Here is a 23,746-nt window from a genome sequence, read left to right on the forward strand (position 1 = left end):
GTTCGCCAAGTTCACCGTGCCGGGTCCGCCCCTGAAGATCGCCGCCGGTCTGCTCATCGCCGGTTTCTTCGTCACCCTGATGTTCAAGCGCCCGCAGCATGTGTCCCATTACCGCGCCGCCAAGCCGGCCGTTTCGGGTCAGTAAGCGGGATTGTTTCAGGTAACCGGTTTTTAACGCAGCAACCTCAGTGGGGCCTTCGTCTGAAGGCCCCACTGTCATAATGAGCATCTGGAGAGGCAGTCATGATCGAAAAAAACGTATTGGCTGATTTTTGCGGCAAGGTTTCCGAACCCGTCATCGACCCGACGGCCTATGTGCATCCCCTGGCGGCCGTCATCGGCAACGTCATCCTGGGCAAGAACGTCATGGTTTCCCCCAGTGCCGCGGTGCGCGGTGACGAGGGACAGCCCCTGTGCGTGGACGATGACGCCAACGTGCAGGACGGCGTGGTCATCCATGCCCTGGAAACGGAAATGAACGGCGAGCCCATCGAGAAGAACCTGATGGAAGTGGATGGGAAGAAGTATGCCGTCTACGTGGGCAAGCGCGTGTCCCTGGCTCATCAGGTCCAGATCCACGGGCCGTCCGTGGTCATGGACGACACCTTTGTCGGCATGAAGGTGCTGGTGTTCAAGTCCCGCGTCGGCAAGGGCTGCGTCCTCGAGCCGGGCGCCATCGTCATGGGCGTGACCGTGGCCGACGGCCGCTATGTGCCGGCCGGTTCCGTCATCCGCACCCAGCAGCAGGCCGATGAGCTGCCCGTGGTTACGGAAGACTATCCCTTCCGGACCCTGAACAAGGGCGTGGTGCATGTCAACACCGCCCTCGCCAAGGGTTACCTGGCGGCGCAGAAGGGCTGATGCGAATGCATGGGGGAGGGCGGTTCGCCTTGGCGGACGCCTCCCCCGTTTTTCTTTTCAGGATTCCGGGCGTGAGTATTCCCATCTATCTCGACAGCCATGCCACCACCTTCGTGGAGCCCAGGGTGCTCGAGGAAATGTTGCCCTATTTCGGCGAGCAGAGCGGCAACCCGTCCAGTCCCGAGCATTACCACGGCGCCGCGGCCCGCGCCGCCGTGGATCGGGCCCGGCAAACCATCGCCGACTGCCTCGGCTGTATCGAGGCACGGGACATCCTCTTCACCGCCGGGGCCACGGAAGCCAACAACCTGGCCCTGATCGGCAGTTGGCGGGCTTCATCGGGGCAAAAGCAGCACTTCATTACCACCGCCATCGAGCATCCCTCGGTGCTGGCAACCCTCGATTACCTTGCCGCCCAGGGTGCGCAGGTCACCCGGGTCGGGGTGGATGCCTGGGGTCGGGTAAATCCCGACGCGCTTCGCCAGGCCCTGCGTCCTGACACCTTCATGGTTTCCGTCATGGCGGCCAACAACGAAATCGGCACGCTGCAGCCGTTGGCGGAGATCGGTCAGCTGTGCCGGGAGGCCGGGGTGCTGTTCCATTGCGATGCGGCCCAGGCCGTCGGCCATGAAGCCCTGGAGGTCGAGGCCCTGCAGGTCGATTTTCTGTCCTTCTCCGCTCACAAATTTTACGGTCCCAAGGGCGTCGGCGCGCTCTATCGACGCGGGACCGAACCGACCATTCCTCTACAGCCCATCTTGTTCGGCGGCGGCCAGGAAATGGGCCTTCGCTCCGGCACCCTGAACGTGCCGGGCATCGTCGGCATGGCTGCCGCCCTGCGTATCGCCAGGGACGAAATGGAACAGGAAAATCGCCGACTGGACAAGCTGGCCGCGGCTATTTTCGCCAGGCTGCAACAAGCCTTTCCCGCCATTCGGCGCAACGGTTCTCCGCAGCACCGGTTGGCGCGCAACCTGAGCCTGACCCTGCCCGGCGTGGAGGCGGCCGCCCTGATCCAGTTGCTCAAGGATCGCGTGTCCTTTTCTGCCGGTTCCGCCTGTGCCACGGCCAAGCCCGAGCCGTCCCATGTGCTCAAGGCCATCGGCCTGAGCGACGAGGAGTGCTATCAGACCATCCGGCTCGGCCTGGGACGGGCCGTACAGGATGCCGGGGTAGCGGAAATGCTGTGCGCCGGCATTGCCGCAGCGCCGGTTTTTCTGGATTGAAGCCGGTATAAGGAAAATGTCTGCCATGGAAGAGAACAAGGAATTTCGTACCTGTTCCGTACTGCAATATCGCCATGGCGAGCTCGCCGAGGCGGACGATGTGGTGGCCACCGAGTACGATCTGACCATCCGCGTCAACGATAAGGAGTTCATCACCCTGCTCTGTACGCCGCGTTCCCTGGAGAACCTGGTGGTCGGCTTCCTGTTCTCGGAGGGGGTGCTGCGTTCCCTGGAGGACCTGGAGAGCGTAGCCGTGGATGTCGAGAACAAGCTGGCCCGGGTGCGGCTGCGCGGCGACGATGCCTATCTGCTGTCCGGCGATCGCCTGTATGCGCAACGCACCGTGACCACGGCCTGCGGCAAGGGTCGCTCCATGCTCTATGTGGCCGATTTCGGCGGCGGAGCGGGACCCATCGAGGCGGTCCTGCCGATCCGGGCCGCGGATGTTCTGGAATTGATGAAACAGTTCAACCAGGAGTCGGAGCTGTTCCGTAACACCGGCGGCGTACACAGTTGCGCTCTGGCCCAGGAAGGGGATATCCTGATTTTCGAGGAGGATATCGGGCGGCACAATGCCCTGGATAAAATTCTCGGCCAGGCCATGCGTGCCGGAATGCCGTTGCATGATAAGATGGTGCTGACCAGCGGGCGGATTTCCTCCGAGATTGTGGCCAAGGTTGCCCGACGGAGAATACCGGTCATCGTGTCCCGCTCGGCCCCGACCAGCGCGGCCATCGAGCAGGCCGGACAGTTGGGCATGACCCTCATCGGTTTCGCCCGGGGCGGGCGTTTCAACGTCTATACCAATTTTTCATGCCTGCGGCAGGATTGAAACGCGGGATTGATGGGAAAAAGGAGAGGGCATGGAATTCGGCAGTGCAGTCATATTGGCCGGCGGCAAGAGCAGCCGCATGGGATTCGACAAGCAGTTTCTGCGGCGTGCCAACTCCTATCTGCTCCACTCCCACGGCGAAACCCTGTCGTCGCTGTTCGACCAGGTCATCGTCGTGACCAACCGCCCGGAGTTTTACGCCGACAGCCGGTTTACCGTGGTCAGCGACGAAATCCCCGGACAGGGACCCCTGAGCGGGATTCATGTCGGCCTCAAGACGGCCCGCTCCCGCCATGTCTACCTGTTGGCCTGCGACATGCCCTATATCCACCTGGAATATGTCCGCTATATGCACCGGCGGATGAGCCTTACCAACGCGGAAATCTGCGTGACCCGTCGCGCTGATCGCCTCGAACCCTTCAATGCCTTCTACGCCCGCAGTCTGGTGTCCGACATCGAAACTTATCTAACCCAGGGCCGGCATTCTCTGTTCCGCTTCATTGCCGAGCACGATGCCTGCTATATCCCTGAAGAGGATGCATTGCGCTTCAGCGCCGATTGGGAAATGTTCCTCAATCTCAATACCCGTCAGGATCTGGAGAAATGGCGGGATCAGGGCGTGCAGCAGGCCGGGGGCTGAAGGAACGGCTTGGATGCGGCGCTCCGCCGGGCTTTCTCCCTACCTTTTCCACCTTTTCCCTTCTGAAATTCGTTATATATTTTAAAAATAACGAAATTTTGCCCTTGCATTCCTTAAGTTCCTGAAAAGATTGATCTTTATATGGTGTCTAGTTTTTGGGCAGAATGGTAAAGTGACTGTTTACGGGCAGCCCCGGCGGTTCTTCAACAGGGTTGTCCACAGGCTTTGCACAGAAGATGTGGAAAAGGCCGCCATCTACCTGATGCACCGATGTTTTTGTTGTGGGTGCGGCGAGGTCATCCTTGTCGGGCGGGATGATCGGGACGGATCCCGGACCCTTCCAGGTCTGCAATGTGCCCTTCCGAGGATTTTTTGGCCGCCTGCCAGAGCAGCAGCAGTTCCTCCATATCCAGATCCTGCACCTCCCGCCCGTCTTGGCGCAGTTGCCCTTCCAGGTGCTGAAAGCGGCGCGTGAAACGGCGGCCGGTCTGACGCAGGGCATCCTCCGGATCGATCTGCAGATAGCGTCCCAGGTTCACCGCGGCGAACAGCAGATCGCCGATTTCGCCGGCCAGTTCATCCTGGTTGCCGCGCCGGAACGCTTCTTCGCATTCTTTCAGTTCTTCGTGTACCTTGGCGAAAGCCTGACCCGCCTCGGTCCAGTCGAATCCGGCCCGGCTGGCCCGCTCACCCAGTTTGCAGGCGGCCAACAGGGCCGGCAGATGATTGGGCAGTTCGCCGAGACGGGATGCGGGGCCCTTCGCCGCCGGCTTTTCACCGCGCTTGATGGCTTCCCACTGGCGCCACAGATCTCCCTCTCCCGTCACCGGCGTGGCCGCAAATACATGGGGGTGGCGCCGGACCAGTTTATCGGCAATCCCGGTGATGACGTCGGTCAGGTCGAACTGCCCCCGTTCCTGGAAAATCCGTGCTTGAAACACCACCTGCAACAACAGGTCGCCGAGTTCCTCGCAGATTTCCTGCGGCGAGCCGCGGTCGATGGCATCCAGTACTTCATAGGTTTCTTCCAACAGACAGGCCTTCAGGCTGTGGGGCGTCTGGCGGGCGTCCCAGGGGCAGCCCTCGGGCGAACGCAGGGTGGCCATGATCTGTACGAGACGTTTCAAGGCCGGATCGGCATCGATTTTGGACATGGATCCTCCAGTATGGTGTGCTGGTCTTCTTTTAGCCCGAAAGCGCCCAAAAGGCAATCTGTGGCAACCATTTATTCCTTGCATTGCACCCCATAATGAGCTAGTAAAAAGCCTGGCCGGGCGCATTTTTCCCGGCCTGCTTTTCACTTGACAAAAGAAGGCCACTCTTTATACTACCCGCTTACCTGTGGCGGAATGCCCAAAAGCGGATGGAGGATGGAGTTGCGCGTTCGGGTCGAAGATATCAAAGCTGAAGGCCTGAGCCTCGAATTTGTCGAGCCCGTGGAGGACTTTCCGGTTCTCGCCGAGATGGTCGAGGAGGGGGAGGCAAGCTTTCTGCAGCCTCTGACCGTGTGTCTGAGAGCCCAGCGCACTTCCGGTGTGGTCGCCATCACCGGCACCCTGCGAACCCGGCTGCGACTGGCCTGCAGTCGCTGTCTGAAGGAATTCGACAGCGATCTGGAGGTGCCCTTCGAGCTGGCCTTCGTCGAGGAGATGCCCTCCCTGGAGGGTTTCGAGGACGAAGAGGGGGCGGAGGTCGAACCGGAGCGGGTGGGACTCATTCCCTTCGACGGCGAAGAGATCGACCTGATCGAAGCGCTGCAGGAGCAGGTGGTCCTGGCCATGCCTTACAAGCCCTTGTGTCAGGAGGCCTGCCGGGGTTTCTGTCCGAATTGCGGTGCGGATCTCAATGCAGGGCAATGCGAATGCGGTCCGCCCGAGCCCACAGGCAAATTTGCCGTTTTGAAGGATTTCAAGGTCCGAAAACCATAGCCCGTTATCCGTTTGGCTTGTAACCCTGTAACGGATACAGACGAACATTGCGGCCGGGGGCCGCTTGTAAAAGGAGTTTGAATCATGGCCGTACCCAAGAAAAAGACCTCCAAGTCCAAACGCGACATGCGCCGCGCCCATGATGCCCTGGCCGCGCCCGGCATCTCCGTCTGCCCGCAGTGCAAGGAGCCCAAGCAACCCCACCGCGTTTGCGCGAGTTGCGGCAGCTACAAGGGCAAGGACGTCGTTGAACCCAAATAATTCGAAAAGGGCGTCCGATTGAGCAAGCGTATTGTTGTTGCGGTTGATGCCATGGGCGGGGATAATGCCCCGGACGTGGAGGTGGAAGGGGCGGTTGCCGCGGCCCGACGGTACCGGATACCCATTATTCTGGTCGGCGATCGTGAGCGGGTCGAACAGTGTTTGCAGCGCCATGACATCCGTGGGTTGGATATCGCCGTCCGCCATGCCAGTGAAGTCGTCGGCATGCACGACGCGCCCTCTGATGCCGTGCGCAAGAAGAAGGATTCGTCCCTGCGCGTTGCCTTCGAGCTGATCGGCAGCGGCGAGGCGCAAGCCGTGGTCAGCGCCGGCAATTCCGGCGCGACCATGGCGGTGGGCATGTTTCTTCTGAAACGCATTCCGGGTATCGACCGACCGGCCATCGCCACCATCATGCCCAATCTGCAAAGCCAGACCGTGGTGCTGGACAGCGGTGCCAATGTCGATTGCAAACCCCTCAACCTGGTGCAGTTCGCCACCATGGGTGCCATTTACGCCAAGTCCATCCTCGGCAAGGAAAGCCCGCGGGTCGGCGTGCTTTCCAATGGCGAAGAGGAGTGCAAGGGCAACGATCTGGTGCGCGCCGCCCACCAGGCCCTGAAAGGATCCGCCCTCAACTATATCGGGTTTGTCGAGGGGCGGGATGTTTTTAACGGCAAAGTCGATGTTGTGGTCTGTGACGGGTTTGTCGGCAACGTGGTGCTCAAGGTCGCCGAAGGACTCAGCGAGGCGTTGCGCAGCATGCTTCGGCAGGAAATCGGCCGCCGGTTTTGGGCCAAGCTCGGCTATCTGCTGGCCCGTCCGGCCTTTCGCAGCTTTGCCCGCAAGGTCGATTATGCCGAATACGGCGGCGCTCCGCTGCTGGGTATCCAGGGTACCGGCATGATCTGTCATGGCGGCTCCAATCCGAAGGCCATCATGAATGCCATCCGGTTGGCGCGGGAGTCGGTGGCCCGGGGGCTCAACGATCGCCTGGTCGCTCAGATGGCTGGTCCGGAGGATTGCGAACCTTCGGAATCGGCTTCCGGGCTGGGCTAGGAACGTATCCACAGTCATGAAGCAGTCACGCATCATCGGGACCGGGTCCTGTCTGCCGGAGCGGATACTGACCAACGCCGAACTGGAGCAGACCCTCGATACCAACGATGAATGGATCGTCACGCGGACCGGCATTCGCGAACGGCGCATCGCCGCGGAGGGGCAATATACCTCGGACCTCGCCGGCGGAGCCGCGCGCCAGGCCCTGGCCATGGCCGGTCTGGAGGCCGCCGATATCGATCTGATTCTGGTGGCGACGGTAACGGGGGATCTGAGCTGGCCGGCGACGGCCTGCCTGGTCCAGGATCAACTGCAGGCCACCCGGGCCGCAGCCTTCGATATTTCCGCGGCCTGCAGCGGTTTTCTCTACGCCTTGTCCACCGCCGACAGCTTTCTGCGGGCCGGCACCGCGCGCCGGGCCCTGGTCATCGGGGCGGAGATTTTCAGCCGCATCGTCGACTGGCAGGATCGCAGCACCTGCATCCTGTTCGGGGACGGCGCCGGCGCCGTGGTCCTGGAAATGGGGGAAGGTGCGGGCCAGTTGCTCGGCTGTCATCTGCACTCGGACGGCAGCCAGTGGCCGCTGCTGTACCAGTTGGGCTACGGATCGCGCAATCCCGCCGGCGACCAGAGCCGCAATCCGGAACATCCCTTTATCCGCATGCAGGGCAACGAGGTGTTCAAGGTCGCCGTGCGCAGCCTCTCGGAAGTGGCGCTGGAAGCCCTGGAGGCGCAGTCGTTGACGGTGGCGGATGTGGATCTGCTGGTGCCCCACCAGGCCAACCAGCGGATTCTCGAGGCGACCGCCAAACGTCTTGGGTTGCCGCCCGAAAAGGTGATGATCAATGTCGACCGTTACGGCAACACCTCGGCGGCATCCATTCCCATCGCTCTGGACGAAGCACATCGCAGCGGGCGGTTGCAGCCCGGGCACCTGGTGCTGCTTAACGCCTTCGGCGGCGGCTTTACCTGGGGAGCGGCTCTGGTGCGCTGGTAGCACGAGACCGCCTTCTGAACCGGAAAGGATCTATCATGACGGCCTTCGTGTTTCCCGGTCAGGGTTCCCAATATCCGGGCATGGGCAAGGAATTGGCGGATAATTTCGCCGTCGCCCGGCAGACCTTCGAAGAAGCCAACGAAGCCCTCGGTTTCCATATTGCCCGACTGTGCTTCGAGGGCCCCGAACAGGAGCTGCAACTGACCGCCAATACCCAGCCGGCCATCGTCGCCACCAGCATCGCTGCGCTGCGCGTCGTGCAGGCTGAGACCGGTCTGCAACCGGCTTTTGTCGCCGGCCATTCCCTGGGCGAATATGCGGCCCTGGTATGTGCCGGCGGCCTGGCCTTCGGCGATGCGGTGCGCATCGTCCGGCAGCGCGGCACCTTCATGCAGCAGGCGGTTCCCGTCGGCGTCGGCGGCATGGCGGCCATCATGGGCCTTGACAATGCCGCTTTGACGGCGGTATGTGAAGAAGCAGCCCAGGATGAACTGGTGGCGCCGGCCAATTTCAACAGCCCCGGCCAGGTGGTCATCGCCGGCCATCTGACGGCGGTGGAACGGGCCATGGCCCTGGCTCGGGAACGCGGCGCCAAGCGCGCCCTGCCGCTGCCGGTCAGCGCCCCCTTTCATTGTCCGCTCATGCAGCCGGCGGCCGATGGTCTGGCCGAAGTGCTCGGCCGGGTGACCATCGGCGAGTTGCTGTGCCCGGTGGTGAGCAACGTCGAGGCCGTCCCCAACCGCGATGCCGGCAAGGTCCGCGAACTGCTGGTGCGGCAGGTCTGCGCTCCGGTGCGCTGGGACGAATCGGTTACCGTCATGGCGGCCCAGGGGGTCGAGCGGTTCATCGAGATCGGCCCCGGCAAGGTGCTGTCCGGTCTCATCAAACGAATTGTCAAAGGGGTCGAGGTGCAGAACGTCGAGGATTGCGCCGGCCTCAAGACATTGTGAGGGAACATGTCCAACCAAACCGGTCTGCTCAAGGATAAAGTCGCCGTCGTGACCGGCGCATCGCGCGGCATCGGCCGCGCCATCGCCCTCAAGCTGGCTGCTTCCGGCGCCCGGGTGGTCCTGTCGGCCCGCAGCCAGTCCGCCTTGGACGACCTGGCGGCGGCAATCGCGGCGGCGGGGGGCGAGGCCCTGGCCGTGCCGACGGATATCGCCCGGACGGAGGACGTCGAAAACCTGTTCGAAACGGCCCTGGCGCGCTTCGGCCAGGTCGACATTTTGGTCAACAACGCCGGCATTACCCGGGACACCCTGCTGGTCCGCATGAAGGACGCGGATTGGGACGCGGTCCTGGAAACCAACCTCAAAGGACCCTTTCTCTGCAGCCGCGCGGCCGCCAAGATCATGACCAAGCAGCGCTGCGGCCGCATCATCAATATCTCCTCGGTGGTGGGCGAGATGGGCAATGCCGGGCAGGCCAACTACTGTGCCAGCAAGGCCGGTCTCATCGGTCTCACCAAGTCCATGGCACGGGAATTGGCACGACGCCATGTCACCGTCAACGCCGTGACGCCGGGGTTTATCGTTACCGACATGACCGAGGTGCTGTCCGACAAGGTCAAGGAAGAGTTGCTGGGCCAGATTCCCCTGGGGCGCTTCGGCGAAGCCGACGATATTGCCGCCGCCGTGGTTTTTCTGGCCTCCGACCAGGCCGCCTACATCACCGGGCAGGTGCTCGGGGTGAACGGCGGCATGTACATGTAACCCGAGTGGTTGATTCATTCTGTCCGGTGCCGTCACCGGGCCGAACCAAACAAGGAGGTGAAGCAAATGGCTTCTATCGAGGAAAAAGTCAAACAGATTATTGCTGAACAGCTGGGTGTTGACGAGGAACAGGTGACCGGTGACGCGTCCTTCATGGACGATCTGGGTGCCGACTCTCTGGACACGGTAGAACTGGTCATGGCGCTGGAAGAGGAATTCGATATCGAAATTTCCGATGAAGACGCCGAGAAGATTCAGACGGTTCAGGACGCCATCGATTATATCAGCGAAAATTCCTGATCCATGCAGGCCCCGGGGAGGTGGACGCCGGCAGGGCGTTTCCTCCCCAGAATTTGCAGCAAGATTAATGAGTTGATCCATAGCATTTCCGGGACATATTTTAACCGGCGCGGTATGGCGTGCGGTTGACACCCGGGAGCTGGCAAACTGGCCGATGGCCGATGGCATGGGTCGCGCGGTGATGTGCGTCGGCCGATACGGTCCACCTACCACGACCCGTGCGTCCGGCCCGAAATCCGGAGGAGTAATCAGAATCATGCGAAGAGTCGTTGTAACGGGTATTGGAGTGGTTTCCCCCCTCGGCACCGGGACGGGGAAGAACTGGCAGGCCCTGCTGCAGGGACAATCCGGAATAGGACCCATCACCCGGTTCGACGCCTCCGACCTGCCGACCCGGATTGCCGGCGAAGTCAAGGACTTCAACGCCGAGGATTATATCGACAAAAAAGAGATCAAGAAAATGGATCTCTTCATTCAATTTGCCATCGGTGCCGCCGACGAGGCGCTGAAGGATTCCGGCCTGCAGATCACCGACGCCAACGCCGAGCGCGTGGGCGTGCTGGTGGGAGCCGGGCTGGGCGGTCTGCCGACCATTGAAAAATACCATGAAGCCTATCTGGAGGGCGGCTACAAGAAGATCTCGCCGTTCTTCATCCCGATGCTCATCACCAACCTGGCGCCGGGCCACATCTCCATGCGCTGTGGTGCCAAGGGGCCCAACCTGTCTTCCGTCTCGGCCTGCGCCACCGGCACCCATTCCATCGGCGACGCCTACCAGATTATCCGACGGGGCGATGCCGACGCCATGATCGCCGGCGGTACCGAATCGACCATCACCCCCCTGGCCGTCGGCGGCTTTGCCGTCATGCGCGCCCTGTCGACCCGGAATGACGATCCCCGCGGCGCCAGCCGTCCCTTCGACAAGCAGCGCGACGGTTTCGTCATGTCCGAAGGTGCCGGCATCCTGGTGCTCGAGGAATTCGAAGCGGCCAAGGCGCGCGGCGCCCGCATCTATGCCGAGGTCTGCGGCTACGGCCTGACCGGCGATGCCTATCACCTGACGGCGCCCGCCCCGGGCGGCGAGGGTGCGGCCCGCTGCATGGCCATGGCCCTGCGCAATGCCGGCATCGCTCCCGAAGAGGTCGATTACATCAATGCCCACGGCACTTCGACGCCCTTCAACGATCTCTATGAAACCATGGCCATCAAGACCGTGTTCGGTGATCATGCCCGCAAGCTCATGGTCAGTTCCACCAAGGGCATGACCGGCCACGCCTTGGGCGCCGCCGGTGGCCTGGAAGCCGCTTTCATGGCCTTGGCCATCCACCGGGATGAAGTGCCGCCGACTATCAACTACGAGGAACCGGATCCCGAATGCGATCTGGATTATGTGCCCAATGAAGCCCGGCAGGCCCCGGTGCGCGTGGCCCTGTCCAACTCCTTCGGTTTTGGCGGCACCAACGCCACCCTGCTGTTTCGCAAGGTTTGAGAGGTCAGGTCATGATTTTCATCGCCAGCGATCACGGCGGGTTGGATCTGAAGGAAGCCATCAAGGCCTGCCTGGCCGAGCGCGGCCTGGCCTGCCGGGATCTCGGCACGGACAACGGCAACTCGGTGGATTACCCCGATTTCGGCGAAAAGGTCGGCCGCGCGGTGTCGTGCGGCGAGGCCCAGCGCGGCATTCTGCTGTGCGGCACCGGCATCGGAATGTCCATCGTCGCCAACAAGTTCCCGGGCGTGCGGGCGGCTCTCGTCTGGGATGAATTTACCGCCCGCATGGCCAAGGAACACAACAATGCCAATGTGCTGGTCATGGGCGGGCGGGTCCAGAGTCCGGACACGGCCTGTCGCATGGTCGGCATCTGGCTGGATGCCGTCTTCGAGGGCGGGCGCCATCAGCAACGCCTGGACAAGATCAAGCAGATTGAAGAGGACGTCCAGGCCGGACGCCTCTGATTCGCCGGAAACCCGGGGCAAGCCAGCGGCTTGCCCTTTGGCTTTCCTTTCGGCTCGACCCTGCCGTCTCCGCTCTGGCCCGACTTCTCCGGGCGAGGGGACGGCCATCCATCAATTCACGACCCTTTTCATCCCATAAATACGGAGGCCCGTTGACCATGTATCAGCAACTTGCCCAGTTCGATCCGGAAATCGCCGCGTCCATCCGCAGCGAAACCGAACGCCAGGAGTACAATCTCGAATTCATCGCTTCGGAAAACTTCGTCAGCGAAGCGGTCATGGAAGCCCAGGGTTCGGTCATGACCAACAAATATGCCGAAGGGTATCCGGGCAAGCGCTACTACGGCGGCTGTGAAATGGTCGATATCGCCGAGGAACTGGCCATCGAGCGCGCCAAGCAGCTGTTCGGCGCCGAGCACGCCAACGTCCAGCCCCATTCCGGTTCCCAGGCCAACATGGCGGTCTATTTCGCGGTCTGCAACCCCGGCGACACGGTGCTGGGCATGAACCTGGCCCACGGCGGCCACCTGACCCACGGTTCGCCGGTGAATTTCTCGGGCAAATTGTTCAATATCGTCTCCTACGGCGTGCGGCAGGACACCGGCTACATCGATTACGAAGAAGTCGAGCGACTGGCCCTGCAGCACCAGCCGAAACTCATCGTGGTCGGTGCCAGCGCCTATCCGCGCACCATCGATTTTCCGGCCTTCCGGCGGATAGCCGACCAGATCGGCGCCAAGATCATGGTCGACATGGCCCATATTGCCGGCCTGGTGGCCGCCGGTCTGCATCCCAGCCCGGTGCCCCATGCCGAGTTCGTCACCACCACCACCCACAAGACCCTGCGTGGGCCGCGCGGCGGCATGATCCTCTGCCAGGAGGAATACGCCAAGACCATCAACGCCAACATCTTCCCCGGGATCCAGGGCGGACCCTTGATGCACGTCATCGCCGCCAAGGCGGTGGCCTTCAAGGAGGCCCTGACTCCCGAGTTCAAGGTCTATTCCGAGCAGGTGATCAAGAACGCCCGGGTGCTGGCCGAGTGCCTGAAGCAGGAAGGGTTCAACCTGGTTTCCGGCGGGACCGACAACCACCTGATCCTGGTCGACTTCTCCGGCACCGAAACCACCGGCAAGATGGCAGAAAAAGCCCTGGAAAAAGCCGGTATCACGGTCAACAAGAACAGCGTGCCCTTCGAGACCCGCTCGCCGTTTGTCACCAGCGGCATCCGCCTCGGCACGCCGGCCTCCACCACCCGCGGGCTGCGTGAAGCGCAGATGCAGCAGGTCGCCGCCTGGGTCGGTCGCGCTCTGCGGGCCATGGAAGACGAGGCCGCCCTGACGGCGATTCGCGAGGAAGTCAAGGCCCTGTGCCTGCAGTTTCCCCTCTACGCCCACCGGCTGAAGTAGATGGAACGCCCGTCCTGGGAAGAATATTTCATGGAAATCGCCCGCCTGGTGGCGCGTCGCGCCACCTGCCTGCGCCGCCAGGTGGGTGCGGTTCTGGTCAAGGATCGGAATATCCTGGCCACCGGTTACAACGGTTCGCCGTCCGGGCTGCGGCATTGCACCGAAACCGGCTGTCTGCGGAACCAACATAATATTCCTTCCGGACAGCGGCACGAACTGTGCCGCGGCCTGCACGCCGAGCAGAACGCCATCGTCCAGGCCGCCAAGCACGGCACCAACATCAGCGGCGCGACCCTGTTCTGCACCAATGCGCCCTGTGTCATCTGTGCCAAGATGATCATCAATGCCGGCATCCGGCAGGTGGTCTACCTCGAGGGCTATCCGGACGATCTGGCCCTGGAGATGTTGCAGGAAGCCGGCGTGGCGGTGCAGGCCTTGGCCCAGTTGCTGGCGGAAAGGGCCGGGTAACGGCATGAAATGTCCCTTTTGCGGCTATCCCGATACGCGGGTGGTCGATTCGCGTCTCAACAAGGAAGGCAACGCCATTCGGCGGCGGCGAGAGTGCTCCCGCTGCGAGCGGCGCTGTACCACCTTCGAGCGGGTCGAGGAAGCCCTGCCCCTGGTGGTCAAGAAGGACGGCCGCCGCCAACCCTTCGATCGTCTCAAGGTTATCGCCGGCATTCAACGGGCCTGCGAAAAGCGGCCGGTCTCCATCGCCACCATCGAAAAAATCGTCGACCACATCGAGCGGCAACTGCAGGAAAGCGGCGAGCGCGAGGTCGAATCGAGCCGTATCGGCGAGGCCGTCATGGAGGCCCTGCACGGCCTCGATCAGGTGGCCTATGTGCGGTTTGCCTCGGTCTACCGGCAGTTCAAGGATATCAACGAATTCATGGCCGAGCTCAAGGATATTCTCGCCCAGGGCGGCGGCCAGGAAAAAGCCTGAGGTGGCGGGAGAAGGCGCCGGCATGAGCCTGACAGCCGAACACTACATGGCCCGGGCCCTGGAACTGGCCCGGCGCGGCGAAGGCCGCACCCGGCCCAACCCGGCCGTTGGCGCAGTGCTGGTCCGGGACGGCCGCATCGTCGGCGAGGGTTTTCATCCCGCCGCCGGCCAGCCCCATGCGGAGATCTTCGCCCTGCGCGAAGCCGGCGAGGCGGCGCGCGGCGCCGACCTGTACGTCACCCTCGAGCCGTGCAATCACCAGGGCCGCACCGGTCCCTGCACCGAGGCCATCCTGGCCGCCGGCGTGGCCCGGGTGGTGGTGGGCACCGAGGATCCCAACCCGCGGGTGGCCGGCTGCGGCCTGCGGCGCCTGGCCGCCGCCGGCATCGCCGTGCAAAGCGGCGTGCTGGCCGCCGAATGCCGGCGGCTCATCGCCCCCTTCGCCAAGCATATCGTCAGCGGTCTGCCCTTCATCACCCTGAAAAGCGCCGTCACCCTGGACGGCAAAACCGCCACCTCCAGGGGCGATTCCCAATGGATCAGCGGACCCGCCAGTCGCGAATGGGTGCACCGCCTGCGGGATCGGGTGGATGCCATCATGGTCGGCATCGGCACCGCCCTGCGGGACGATCCGCGACTGACCACCCGGCTGCCCGAGGGCGGCCGCGACCCGCTGCGGGTGGTGGTCGACTCCCGGTTGCGCCTGCCGGAACAGGCGGCCCTGCTGCAGCTGGATTCCGCGGCCCCGACCCTGGTTGCCACCACGGCACAGGCCGCGCCGGACCAGGTCGACCGTCTGCGTCGTGCCGGGGCCGAGATCCTGGTGGTAGCGGAGCGCGCCGGCCGGGTGGATCTGACCGCCCTGGCCCGCTTGCTGGGCGAACGCGGGTTGCAGCACATTCTGCTCGAAGGCGGCGCCGGGCTCAACGCCGGCTGCTGGGAAGCCGGCCTGGTGGATCGGCTGATGTTGTTCGTGGCGCCCAAGGTGGTGGGCGGCGCTGACGGCTTCGGCATCTTTGCCGGGCGCGGCGTCGAGCGCCTGGCCGAGGCGCGGGGGGTGCGAGAGATGCGGGTTCAGCAGGTCGGCGACGATCTGCTCATCGAAGCCGAGGTGCAGGTATGTTCACAGGACTGATTCAGGATCTGGGCACGGTGCGCCGGCTGGAAAAGCAGGGTGCCGCGGGACGGCTCACCGTCGCCACCGCCCTGCCCATGGACGATTTGGAAATGGGCGAAAGCATTGCCGTCAACGGCGTCTGCCTGACCGTGGTCGGCTTCGGCGGCGGCCAGTTCAGTGCCGATGTGTCGCCGGAAAGCCTGCAGCGAACCAATCTGGGGTCCCTTACCGCCGGCCGGCGGGTCAACCTGGAGCGTGCCCTGCGGCTTTGCGATCGTCTCGGCGGGCACCTGGTCAGCGGTCACGTCGACGGTGTCGGCACCCTGGTCGAGCGGCGCAAGGACGAGAACGCCATCCGTTTCGCCATCGAGGTCGCCCCGGAACTGGTGCGCTACCTGGTGGAAAAGGGTTCCGTGGCGGTGGACGGCATCAGCCTGACGGTCAATACCGTCGGGGAAAACCGCCTGCATCTGGCCGTCATTCCCCACACTCTGGAGAAAACCACCCTGCAGGAGCGCCGGGTGGGGGATCGGGTTAACATCGAAACCGATCTGTTGGGCAAGTATGTGGAACGTCTGCTGCAGCCGGCCGGCGGCGCGGCCAGCGCCGGCGGCCTGAGCCTCGATTTCCTTGCCAAGCATGGCTTTCTGTGACATATTACCAGGCTACCGCAAGGGGAGGAATGCATGATCAAAGCCAATATCGAAGCCGCACTGGAAGATATCCGTCAGGGCAAAATGATCATCCTGGTGGATGACGAGGACCGCGAAAACGAAGGCGATCTGGCCATGGCCGCCGAACTGGTCACGCCCGAGGCCATCAACTTCATGGCCCGCGAAGGGCGGGGGCTCATCTGCCTGTCCCTGACCGAGGAGCGCGCCGACTACCTGAATCTGCCGCTGATGGTGCAGGACAACACGTCCTCCTTCGGCACCGCCTTCACCGTCTCCATCGAGGCCCGGCGCGGAGTATCGACGGGCATTTCCGCCGCCGATCGGGCCACCACCATCAAGGTCGCCATCGCCGACGAATCCGGCGCCCGGGATCTGGCGCGGCCGGGACATGTCTTCCCCCTGCGGGCCAAAAAGGGCGGCGTGCTGGTGCGCGCCGGGCAGACCGAAGGCTCCGTCGATCTGGCCCGCCTGGCGGGTCTCAAGCCGGCCGGCGTGATCTGCGAGATCATGAACGACGACGGCACCATGGCGCGCCTGCCGCAACTCGAGGAGTTCGCCGCCCGCCACGACCTCAAGATCGTCACCATCGCCGACCTGGTGCGTTACCGCATGAGCAACGAAACCCTGGTCCGGCGCGCCGCCGAAACCCTCATGCCCACCGCCTACGGCGGCGAGTTCATGGCCATCGGCTACGAAAACGAGGTGGACAAGGCCCAGCACCTGGCCCTGGTCAAGGGCACCATCGACCCGGCCAAACCGGTCCTGGTGCGGGTCCATTCCGAATGTCTGACCGGGGACGTGTTCGGCTCCATGCGCTGCGATTGCGGGGATCAGCTGCACGCCGCCATGTGCCAGATCGCCGAGGAGGGCTGCGGCGTCATCATCTACATGCGCCAGGAAGGGCGCGGCATCGGCCTCAACAACAAGCTGCGCGCCTACGCCCTGCAGGACCAGGGCTGCGACACGGTGGAGGCCAACGAAGCCCTCGGCTTCAAGGCCGATCTGCGCGATTACGGCATCGGCGCCCAGATCCTCCTTGATCTCGGCGTGCGCAAGATCCGGCTGATGACCAACAACCCGAAAAAGATTGTCGGCCTGGAAGGGTACGGCCTGGAAGTGGTGGAACGGGTGCCGGTGGAGATGCCGCCGACCTGCTCCAATATCCGGTATCTGCAGACCAAGCGGGAAAAGATGGGCCACCTGCTGGAAAATCTTTAGCCGCTCACCGCGACGCGGCGCACCAGGAGATCAGACATGGGTACGACCTTTGAAGGAAAACTCGATGCGAGCGGGCGCAAGTTCGCCATCGTCGTCAGCCGTTTCAACAGCTTCATCTGCGAGCGCCTGGTGGAAGGGGCCATGGATGCCCTGATCCGGCATGGCGCCGCCGCCGGGGACCTCGATTTGGTGCGGGTGCCGGGCGCCTACGAGATCCCCCTGGCCGCCCAGCGCCTGGCCGCCACCGGGCGCTACGACGCCATCGTGTGTCTCGGCGCGGTGATTCGAGGTTCCACCCCCCATTTCGACTACGTCTGCGCCGAGGTTTCCAAGGGCGTGGCGGCCGTGTCCCTCCACAGCGGCCTGCCCGTCGCCTTCGGCGTGCTGACCACCGATACCATCGAGCAGGCCATCGAACGCGCCGGCACCAAGGCCGGCAACAAGGGCGCCGAGGCCGCCGTCACCGCCATCGAGATGGTCAATCTCCTGCAGCAGTTCTGAGGGTCTATGTCCATCGGTGTACGTCGCAGCGGCCGGGAACTGGCCGTGAAGATCATTTACAGCCTCGACCACGCCCCGGAGGGCAGTGTGGACGATGTCCTGGGCACCTTCTGGGGGCATTTCCGTTTCCAGGACAATGTGCTGGGGGAACCCCTCGAAGAAGAGTGGGACAATCTGCCCATCACCGTGGTGCGGTTTGCCGAGGAACTGGTGCGGGGCGTCGCCGCCCATCGGCCGCAACTGGACGAGGCCATCAAGGAATATTCCACCAACTGGTCCCTGGAACGCATGTCCCGCGTCGATTTGGCCATCCTGCGCCTGGCGGCCTTCGAACTGCTGTTCCAGCCCGATGTCCCCGCCAGCGTGGCCATCAACGAAGCGGTGGAAATCGGCAAGCGCTACGGGACCAAGGACACGCCGGCCTTCGTCAACGGTATTCTGGACAAGATAGCTAAGTGCAGGCTGAAGGCTGAAGGCTGAAGACTGAAGACTGAAGACTGAAGACTGAAGACTGAAGACTGAAGACTAAAAGCTAATGGCTGAACACTGAACACTGAATGCAATGCGGGATGGACTGGGTTTAGAATTTACTTCAGCCTTCGGACTTCAGCCTTCAGCCTGAACATCAGCCTTCAGCCTGCCTTATCAAAACAAGGAGTGGCAATGAAAGAGATCAACGTCGGTCTGCTCGGGTTCGGCACCATCGGTGCCGGTGTGGTCAAGGTCTTTCAGCGCAACAGCGCCCTGATGGAACGGCGCCTCGGCGCGCGTCTGCAATTGATGCGCATTGCCGACCGCGACACCACCACCGATCGCGGCGTGACCACCGCGCCGGGCCAATTGGTCAACGATGCCCAGCAGGTGCTCGCCGACCCGCAGATCGATGTGGTCATCGAACTCATCGGCGGCTATGAGCCGGCCCGCACCTTCGTGATGCAGGCCATCGCCAACGGCAAGCACGTGGTCACCGCCAACAAGGCGCTGCTGGCCAAGCATGGCGCCGAGATCTTCGCCGCCGCGGCCGCCAAGGGCGTCTCGGTCATGTTCGAAGCCTCCGTGGGCGGCGGCATCCCGGTCCTGTCGGCCATCAAGGAAAACCTCTGCGCCAACGAATTCCGCTGCGTGTTCGGCATCCTGAACGGCACCTGCAACTACATCCTGACCCGTATGACCAACGAGGGCGCCGACTTCGCCACCGTGCTCAAGGATGCCCAGGCCCACGGTTTCGCCGAGGCCGATCCGACCTTCGACGTCGAGGGCATCGACACCGCCCACAAGCTGGCCATCCTCGTCTCCCTGTGCTTCGGCACCCGCATCGGCCTGGAGCAGATCTCCATCGAGGGCATCAGCCAGATCACCCCGCTGGATATCGAATATGCCCGCGAGTTCGGCTACAAGATCAAGCTGTTGGCCATCGGCAAAAAGCAGAACGGTGCCATCGAGGCCCGCGTGCATCCGACCATGATTCCGACCCATTACCCCCTGGCCGATGTCGACGGCGTGTTCAACGCCGTGCGCCTGGTGGGGGATTTCGTCGGCCCGGTGATGCTCTACGGCCAGGGCGCCGGGCGGGACGCCACCGCCAGCGCCGTCATGGGCGACGTCATGGCCATCGCCCGCGACATGCTGGCCGGCAGCGGCGTGCGCACGCCATCCCTGGGCTATCTGCCGGAAGCCATCGTCGATCTGCCCATCAAGCCCATGGACGAGATCGTCAGCCAGTATTACCTACGCTTCACGGTGGTTGACCAGCCCAACGTCATGGCCAAGATTTCCGGCGTTCTCGGCCGCTGCCAGATCAGCATCGCCTCAATGATGCAGCCGGAACGCCACGCCAGCGGCTCGGTGCCCATCGTCATTATGACCCACGAGGCCAAGGAGGCCGATATCCGGGCCGCCCTGGCGGAAATCGACCAACTCGAGGTGGTGCGGGAGCCGAGCCGGTTCATTCGCATCGAAAGCGAGATGGAATAAGCAGTTGCACCAACAAAAACGGCGTCCCGAAGGGGGCGCCGTTTTTGTTGGTGCCGGCTGAACGCCGAAGGCCGTCAACTTGCCGTCACCTCTAAAATCCATTTCGCCGCCAGGCTGCCGAGCAACCAAGAGCCTTTGCCGGCTGACTAGGCATTTCTTTTCCATGGAAAAACCATGATCACTCCGGTAATTCTCTCCGGCGGAACCGGTTCCCGGCTCTGGCCCTTGTCGCGGGAACTGTATCCGAAACAGCTGCTGCCCCTGGTGAGCGAAGCTACCATGCTGCAGGAAACCCAGCTGCGATTGAACGGCCTGGAAAATCTGCTGGCGCCCCTGGTGGTGTGCAACGAAAGCCACCGCTTCATGGTGGCCGAGCAGCTGCGCCAGGCCCAAGTCCCGGCCGGCGCCATCCTGCTGGAACCGGTGGGCCGCAACACCGCGCCGGCGGTGGCGGTGGCGGCGCTGCAGGCCCAAAAAACGGGGGACGATCCGGTGCTGCTGGTGCTGCCGGCGGACCATGTGATTGTCGACGGCGAGACCTTCCGCAACGCCGTGCTGCACGGAGCGGAGTTCGCGCGGGCCGGGAAGCTGGTCACGTTTGGGATTGTGCCAACGAAACCTGAAACTGGGTATGGCTACATACGCGCGGATCGTGCGTGTCATTTGTTTGAAAACCGTCATTTGTCATTGGTCACTAGTCATTTGTCTGAAAACCGTCATTCGTCATTGGTCACTTGTCATTTGCCAAAAACCAAGGACCAAGGACCAATGACTAATGACTCGACGGCGCAAGCCGTCGTTACAAATGACCAAGGACCAATGACGAATGACGGTTTTACAACAAATGACCAAGGACCAATGACTAATGACGCCACTGCATTTCAAGTGGCCAAATTCGTTGAAAAACCGGATCTGCCTACTGCCGAGTCCTATCTCGCTTCCGGCGACTACTATTGGAACAGCGGCATGTTCATGTTCCGGGCTTCGCGGTATTTGGAGGAGTTGGCGACGTTCGCGCCGCAGATGTTGGCCTGCTGCCGGGAGGCTCTGGAGAAGGCGCAGCGGGATCTGGATTTCGTGCGGCTGGATGCGGCGGCCTTTGCCGCCTGCCCGAAGGATTCCATCGACTACGCGGTGATGGAAAAGACCGCCGAGGCGGTGGTGATTCCCCTGGATGCGGGCTGGAGCGATGTCGGGTCCTGGTCGGCCCTGTGGGAAGTGGGGACGACGGATTTGGACGGCAACGTGGTGCGCGGCGATGTGCTGACCCACGACAGCCGCAACTGCTACCTGCATGCCACCGGGCGCATGGTGGCGGCGGTGGGGTTGGAGGATCATGTGGTGGTGGAGACCGCCGACGCGGTGCTGGTGGCGCGGCGCGACCGGGCCCAGGAGGTCAAGGCCATCGTCGACCGGCTCAAGGAGCAGGGGCGCGGCGAGGCCCTGCTGCACCGCAAGGTCAACCGCCCCTGGGGCGCCTATGAGTGTATCGATGCGTCCGAGCGGTTCCAGGTCAAGCGCATCACCGTCAATCCCGGCGCCAGTTTGTCCCTGCAGATGCATCACCATCGCGCCGAGCACTGGATCGTGGTCAAGGGTACCGCCCGCATCACGCGCGGTGACGAGGTGCTGGTGCTGTCGGAAAACCAGTCCACCTACATTCCCCTCGGCGTACCGCACCGGCTGGAGAATCCCGGTCTGCTTCCGTTGGAACTCATCGAGGTGCAGTCGGGGTCGTATCTTGGGGAGGATGATATTGTGCGTTTTGAGGATCGCTACGGGCGTTAGCCCGTAGCGATCCTCAAAACGGGTCATTTGTATAAAAACCGTCATTGGTCATTAGTCATTAGTCATTGGTTTTTGGGAGCCGATGGAGCGAAGGTAGGCGTTGAGTTTGGGCATGAGTTCCTGCAACAGAGGCTTGGTAGTGTGGATATTATCTTCGGAAAGCAGGCCACGGTTATAGGCGCGGCGCAACCAATGTCGGACTTCGTAAAGGGAACCTCTGGCAATGCGTACGAATCTTCGGTTGTCCTGATAAGTTCCCCGGCCGCTGCCTTCAGCAATGTTGGCCCCTACACTGTCCACGGCACGAACCAGTTGCTTTCCAACAGTATCTCTGGCCAGACCATCCCATTCTGAAACAATCTGCCAGATCTCATCCGCCAATTTTTCCGATAGCTGATAAACCCGTAGCCCCTCAAACCCTCGAATCGACACGATGCCCCCATGATGGATTTTAATTTTCCAAATCTAACACCCATCAAAACAAGATCCAAGCGCAAAGGACACCCCGGCATTAATAAGAAGGGACCAAAATTCCTAAAATGGATAGGTGTAAACAACAAATGACAAAGGACAAGTGACCAATGACGGTTTCTATACAAATGACCAATGACGAGTGACCAATGACGATTTTACCTTGCTTTAAAGCCTACGACATTCGCGGCCGGTTGCCGGACGAGCTGAACGAGGACATCGCCTGGCGCATCGGCCGGGCCTATGCCGCGTACCTGCGCCCGGAGCGGGTCGTGGTGGGACGCGATGTGCGGCTCAGCAGCGCGGCGTTGTGTGATGCTCTGTCGGCCGGGCTCATGGCGGGCGGGGCGGAGGTGTTCGATATCGGCCTGTGCGGTACGGAGGAGATCTATTTCGCCACCTTTGCCGCCGGGATGGACGGCGGCATCATGGTGACGGCCAGCCACAATCCCATGGATTACAACGGCATGAAACTGGTGCGGCAGGGGGCGCGGCCCATCAGCGGCGACAGCGGTCTGCATGCCATCCGGGAGTTGGTGGCCCAAAACATTTTTGCTCCGGCGGCGAAATCTGGCTCCCGCTCGGTTATGGAGGTGCGGGCGGATTACGTGGCCCATCTGCTGGGGTACGTCGAGGTCGGGCAGCTGCGGCCTCTGAAGATCGTGGTCAACGCCGGCAACGGGTGCGCCGGCCCGGTGCTGGATGCGCTGGAGGAACGGCTGCCCTTCGAGTTCATCAAAATCCACCACCAGCCGGACGGCACTTTTCCCCACGGCATTCCCAATCCCCTGCTGCCGGAGAACCGCGCGGCCACGGCCGAGGCGGTGCTGGCCCACGGCGCGGATCTGGGCATCGCCTGGGACGGCGATTTCGATCGCTGTTTCCTCTTTGACGAGCAGGGTGCCTTCATCGAAGGCTATTACGTGGTGGGTCTGCTGGCGGCGGCGTTTCTGCAACACCATCCCGGCGCCCGCATCATCCACGATCCGCGCCTGACCTGGAACACGGTGGACCTGGTCCGGGGCCTGGGCGGCACGCCGGTCATGAGCAAGACCGGCCATGCCTTCATCAAGGAGCGCATGCGGGCCGAGGACGCGGTGTACGGCGGCGAGATGAGCGCCCACCATTATTTTCGCGATTTCGCCTACTGCGACAGCGGCATGATCCCCTGGCTGCTGGTGACGGAGCTGATGAGCCGCCGCGGCCAGCCCCTGTCCCGGCTGGTCGGCGAGCGCATCGCCCGCTACCCGGCCAGCGGCGAAATCAATCGCCGCCTGAGGGATCCGGCGGCCACCCTGGCCCGCATCGAGGCCCATTACCTCGGCGCGGCCCGGGGTGCGGATTTTACCGACGGCCTGAGCATGGAATTCGACCGCTGGCGCTTCAACCTGCGCAGTTCCAACACCGAACCGGTGGTGCGGCTGAATGTGGAGAGTCGCGGCGACCAGGCCTTGATGGAGGACAAGACGCGGGAGATTCTGGGGCTGATGGCGGGGGACTGAGGGAGGCAGCCGGGCCCTGCTTGACTCTATACCTTCATGCCCACCTGCTACAATCTGCGCAATCTGCGTCGAGAGACTTTGAATTCAAGGTCAAAGGCAATTTAGCCGCAGATACACGCAGATGAACGCGGATCAGGGCAAGGTCAAGGGCAAGTTTTACCACCCGCTTCGCTCGAGCCGCAGAGAACACAGAGTAAAGGCGGGAGAAAATCTTAAGAACCTGGTCTTGGGTTAAAACCTAGAAAAAGGTTCTTTGTTTAAGGTGTTATCGGTGTCCATCTGCGTGCATCTGTGGCAAAAAAGGTTTTAGAATTTTGGTTTTCTCAGATTGGACTCCGTGTCCTCTGTGCCTCGAGCGTAGCGGGTGGTGAAAC

General features: G+C 62.6%; 26 protein-coding genes. 24 read left to right on the forward strand and 2 right to left on the reverse strand.

The annotated features are described in order from the left end of the window. Positions 1–243: 243 nt before the first annotated feature. The 4 genes from JQN68_RS09160 to mobA all read left to right on the forward strand — a co-directional run bounded on the left by JQN68_RS09160 (position 244) and on the right by mobA (position 3,559). Positions 244–861, forward strand: a complete 618-nt coding sequence (locus tag JQN68_RS09160) for an LbetaH domain-containing protein (RefSeq protein ID WP_225073877.1) — start codon at positions 244–246, stop codon at positions 859–861. Between the two features lie 71 nt (positions 862–932). After that, positions 933–2,087, forward strand: a complete 1,155-nt coding sequence (locus tag JQN68_RS09165; RefSeq protein WP_225073878.1) for a cysteine desulfurase family protein — start codon at positions 933–935, stop codon at positions 2,085–2,087. A gap of 25 nt (positions 2,088–2,112) precedes the next feature. Further along, positions 2,113–2,919 (forward strand): formate dehydrogenase accessory sulfurtransferase FdhD, encoded by an 807-nt coding sequence (fdhD, locus tag JQN68_RS09170; RefSeq protein WP_249621131.1) that lies wholly within the window; start codon positions 2,113–2,115, stop codon positions 2,917–2,919. A gap of 31 nt (positions 2,920–2,950) precedes the next feature. Beyond that, on the forward strand, positions 2,951–3,559 hold the full coding sequence (gene mobA, locus JQN68_RS09175; RefSeq protein WP_225073462.1) for a molybdenum cofactor guanylyltransferase: 609 nt from the start codon (positions 2,951–2,953) through the stop codon (positions 3,557–3,559). A 296-nt stretch (positions 3,560–3,855) separates the two neighbouring features. On the opposite strand, the gene mazG is transcribed toward mobA, so the two are convergent. Next, on the reverse strand, positions 3,856–4,713 hold the full coding sequence (gene mazG / locus JQN68_RS09180) for a nucleoside triphosphate pyrophosphohydrolase (RefSeq protein ID WP_225073463.1): 858 nt from the start codon (positions 4,711–4,713) through the stop codon (positions 3,856–3,858). Positions 4,714–4,929: 216 nt separating this feature from the next. Between mazG and JQN68_RS09185 the strand changes: the two genes are divergently transcribed. The 19 genes from JQN68_RS09185 (at position 4,930) to JQN68_RS09275 (ending at position 21,399) form a co-directional block, all read left to right on the forward strand. After that, the gene (locus JQN68_RS09185; RefSeq protein WP_225073464.1) at positions 4,930–5,487 is read left to right on the forward strand and encodes a YceD family protein; all 558 of its coding nucleotides are present in this window, start codon (positions 4,930–4,932) and stop codon (positions 5,485–5,487) included. Positions 5,488–5,571: 84 nt separating this feature from the next. Further along, positions 5,572–5,748 carry a 50S ribosomal protein L32 gene (rpmF, locus tag JQN68_RS09190; protein ID WP_225073465.1) on the forward strand — a complete coding sequence of 59 codons (177 nt, stop codon included), beginning with the start codon at positions 5,572–5,574 and terminating at the stop codon, positions 5,746–5,748. Between the two features lie 30 nt (positions 5,749–5,778). Beyond that, positions 5,779–6,807, forward strand: a complete 1,029-nt coding sequence (plsX, locus tag JQN68_RS09195) for a phosphate acyltransferase PlsX (protein ID WP_225073481.1) — start codon at positions 5,779–5,781, stop codon at positions 6,805–6,807. A 16-nt stretch (positions 6,808–6,823) separates the two neighbouring features. After that, positions 6,824–7,804 (forward strand): beta-ketoacyl-ACP synthase III, encoded by a 981-nt coding sequence (locus JQN68_RS09200; RefSeq protein ID WP_225073466.1) that lies wholly within the window; start codon positions 6,824–6,826, stop codon positions 7,802–7,804. A 35-nt stretch (positions 7,805–7,839) separates the two neighbouring features. Then, the gene (gene fabD, locus JQN68_RS09205; RefSeq protein ID WP_225073467.1) at positions 7,840–8,754 is read left to right on the forward strand and encodes an ACP S-malonyltransferase; all 915 of its coding nucleotides are present in this window, start codon (positions 7,840–7,842) and stop codon (positions 8,752–8,754) included. Positions 8,755–8,760: 6 nt separating this feature from the next. Further along, a complete protein-coding gene (gene fabG / locus JQN68_RS09210) occupies positions 8,761–9,516 on the forward strand; it encodes a 3-oxoacyl-[acyl-carrier-protein] reductase (protein WP_225073468.1) in 756 nt (251 codons plus the stop codon). Positions 9,517–9,582: 66 nt separating this feature from the next. Further along, positions 9,583–9,816 (forward strand): acyl carrier protein, encoded by a 234-nt coding sequence (gene acpP / locus JQN68_RS09215; RefSeq protein WP_225073469.1) that lies wholly within the window; start codon positions 9,583–9,585, stop codon positions 9,814–9,816. Between the two features lie 256 nt (positions 9,817–10,072). Continuing rightward, positions 10,073–11,305, forward strand: coding sequence for a beta-ketoacyl-ACP synthase II (fabF, locus tag JQN68_RS09220; protein ID WP_225073470.1), 1,233 nt, complete (start codon positions 10,073–10,075; stop codon positions 11,303–11,305). A gap of 11 nt (positions 11,306–11,316) precedes the next feature. Beyond that, the gene (rpiB, locus tag JQN68_RS09225; RefSeq protein ID WP_225073471.1) at positions 11,317–11,772 is read left to right on the forward strand and encodes a ribose 5-phosphate isomerase B; all 456 of its coding nucleotides are present in this window, start codon (positions 11,317–11,319) and stop codon (positions 11,770–11,772) included. A 158-nt stretch (positions 11,773–11,930) separates the two neighbouring features. Next, complete coding sequence (glyA, locus tag JQN68_RS09230) at positions 11,931–13,181, forward strand: serine hydroxymethyltransferase (RefSeq protein ID WP_225073472.1); 1,251 nt, start codon at positions 11,931–11,933, stop codon at positions 13,179–13,181. Continuing rightward, positions 13,182–13,649, forward strand: coding sequence for a deoxycytidylate deaminase (locus tag JQN68_RS09235; protein ID WP_225073473.1), 468 nt, complete (start codon positions 13,182–13,184; stop codon positions 13,647–13,649). A 4-nt stretch (positions 13,650–13,653) separates the two neighbouring features. Then, positions 13,654–14,127, forward strand: coding sequence for a transcriptional regulator NrdR (gene nrdR, locus JQN68_RS09240; RefSeq protein ID WP_225073474.1), 474 nt, complete (start codon positions 13,654–13,656; stop codon positions 14,125–14,127). A gap of 22 nt (positions 14,128–14,149) precedes the next feature. Further along, on the forward strand, positions 14,150–15,262 hold the full coding sequence (gene ribD, locus JQN68_RS09245; protein WP_225073475.1) for a bifunctional diaminohydroxyphosphoribosylaminopyrimidine deaminase/5-amino-6-(5-phosphoribosylamino)uracil reductase RibD: 1,113 nt from the start codon (positions 14,150–14,152) through the stop codon (positions 15,260–15,262). Continuing rightward, positions 15,247–15,897: a riboflavin synthase gene (locus tag JQN68_RS09250; protein WP_225073476.1), complete on the forward strand. Its 651-nt coding sequence runs from the start codon at positions 15,247–15,249 to the stop codon at positions 15,895–15,897. Before ribD ends, JQN68_RS09250 begins: the two co-directional genes overlap by 16 nt. Positions 15,898–15,930: 33 nt before the next feature. Next, positions 15,931–17,136: a bifunctional 3,4-dihydroxy-2-butanone-4-phosphate synthase/GTP cyclohydrolase II gene (locus JQN68_RS09255; RefSeq protein WP_283775480.1), complete on the forward strand. Its 1,206-nt coding sequence runs from the start codon at positions 15,931–15,933 to the stop codon at positions 17,134–17,136. Between the two features lie 36 nt (positions 17,137–17,172). Beyond that, a complete protein-coding gene (ribH, locus tag JQN68_RS09260; RefSeq protein WP_225073477.1) occupies positions 17,173–17,637 on the forward strand; it encodes a 6,7-dimethyl-8-ribityllumazine synthase in 465 nt (154 codons plus the stop codon). A 6-nt stretch (positions 17,638–17,643) separates the two neighbouring features. Beyond that, positions 17,644–18,117, forward strand: a complete 474-nt coding sequence (nusB, locus tag JQN68_RS09265) for a transcription antitermination factor NusB (protein WP_283775481.1) — start codon at positions 17,644–17,646, stop codon at positions 18,115–18,117. 183 nt (positions 18,118–18,300) lie between these two features. After that, positions 18,301–19,611 (forward strand): homoserine dehydrogenase, encoded by a 1,311-nt coding sequence (locus tag JQN68_RS09270; RefSeq protein ID WP_225073478.1) that lies wholly within the window; start codon positions 18,301–18,303, stop codon positions 19,609–19,611. A 174-nt stretch (positions 19,612–19,785) separates the two neighbouring features. After that, positions 19,786–21,399 carry a mannose-1-phosphate guanylyltransferase/mannose-6-phosphate isomerase gene (locus JQN68_RS09275; RefSeq protein WP_249621132.1) on the forward strand — a complete coding sequence of 538 codons (1,614 nt, stop codon included), beginning with the start codon at positions 19,786–19,788 and terminating at the stop codon, positions 21,397–21,399. A 51-nt stretch (positions 21,400–21,450) separates the two neighbouring features. Here the strand turns inward: JQN68_RS09275 and JQN68_RS09280 are convergent, their stop codons facing one another. Further along, positions 21,451–21,831, reverse strand: coding sequence for a four helix bundle protein (locus JQN68_RS09280; RefSeq protein WP_225073480.1), 381 nt, complete (start codon positions 21,829–21,831; stop codon positions 21,451–21,453). A gap of 188 nt (positions 21,832–22,019) precedes the next feature. Between JQN68_RS09280 and JQN68_RS09285 the strand changes: the two genes are divergently transcribed. Beyond that, a complete protein-coding gene (locus JQN68_RS09285) occupies positions 22,020–23,372 on the forward strand; it encodes a phosphohexomutase domain-containing protein (protein ID WP_249621133.1) in 1,353 nt (450 codons plus the stop codon). Positions 23,373–23,746: the final 374 nt, after the last annotated feature.

The sequence above is a fragment of the Desulfuromonas sp. CSMB_57 genome (genome assembly GCF_020194955.2).
Taxonomy (GTDB): domain Bacteria; phylum Desulfobacterota; class Desulfuromonadia; order Desulfuromonadales; family Syntrophotaleaceae; genus JAFCIY02.